Raw genomic sequence first — 900 nt, forward strand, 5'->3', positions numbered from 1 at the left:
TCGGCGCCGAGCAGGCCCGCGAACTTGGCGGCCCAGTTCACGGTCACGCGACCCGAGAGCTCGATGCGCTGGTCCACCGCGCCGGGCTCGTCCGGGGCCCCCGGCTCCTGGACGAGCGCGGGCCGCGGGGAGGAGGCGAGGCGGTGCACGAGGGGGCCGGTGGACCGGGGTGCGGAGAGGGAGACCATGGGCCCAGTGTGGCACCCGCCCGGTTTGACTCGGCATGAATCACACCGATGTAATGAACCCGGGCCAACGGTCCCGGCAGGAGGGGCCCGCCGGCGTGCCCGGCACCCACGCGGACCGCACGATCACCCGGCCCACACCGCCACGTCGATCCCGGGAAGAGGCGTCACACATGGAGCAGACCCAGCGAGTCGAGGACGCGCACCGCGCCGATCCCGCGCAGGCGCCGACGCCTCGTCCGCGGAGCGTCCCCAGCGACTGGTTCCTCGACCCCGCCGACCCGCAGGCCGGCGTCCCGGGAGCGAGCCTCGAGGACCAGGCGACCGCCTTCCTCACCGCCCACGACCTCGACGGCGAGACCGGCACCCCGGCCGCCACCGTCACCGCCCTCTTCCCCGGTGACGCGCGTCCGGTCGAGGCCGTGCCCGTCTCCGCCGACTGGGCCGCCATCCCGGGCGTGACCACCGAGCCCGTCGAGGGCGAGCTGGCCTGGCAGGCGGACGCCCTGTGCGCGCAGACGGACCCCGAGGCGTTCTTCCCGGAGAAGGGCGGCTCCACGCGGGACGCCAAGCGCGTGTGCGAGGCCTGCACCGTCAAGGACGCGTGCCTGGAGTACGCCATGGCGAACGACGAGCGCTTCGGCATCTGGGGCGGGCTCTCCGAGCGCGAGCGTCGCCGCCTGCGCCGCGCCCGCGCCTGACGCGCGGCGGCCGT

At 75.6% G+C, this 900-nt stretch carries 1 protein-coding gene and 1 pseudogene; one reads left to right on the forward strand and one right to left on the reverse strand.

What is annotated here, in order from left to right:
- Window positions 1-188: pseudogene (locus tag HMPREF3105_RS02050) on the reverse strand (hypothetical protein); the annotation flags it as partial.
- Between the two features lie 170 nt (window positions 189-358).
- Between HMPREF3105_RS02050 and HMPREF3105_RS02055 the strand changes: the two are divergent.
- Window positions 359-886: a WhiB family transcriptional regulator gene (locus HMPREF3105_RS02055; RefSeq protein ID WP_070708659.1), complete on the forward strand. Its 528-nt coding sequence runs from the start codon at window positions 359-361 to the stop codon at window positions 884-886.
- Window positions 887-900: the final 14 nt, after the last annotated feature.

The organism is Micrococcus sp. HMSC31B01, assembly GCF_001816085.1.
In the GTDB taxonomy this organism is placed as follows: domain Bacteria; phylum Actinomycetota; class Actinomycetes; order Actinomycetales; family Micrococcaceae; genus Micrococcus; species Micrococcus luteus.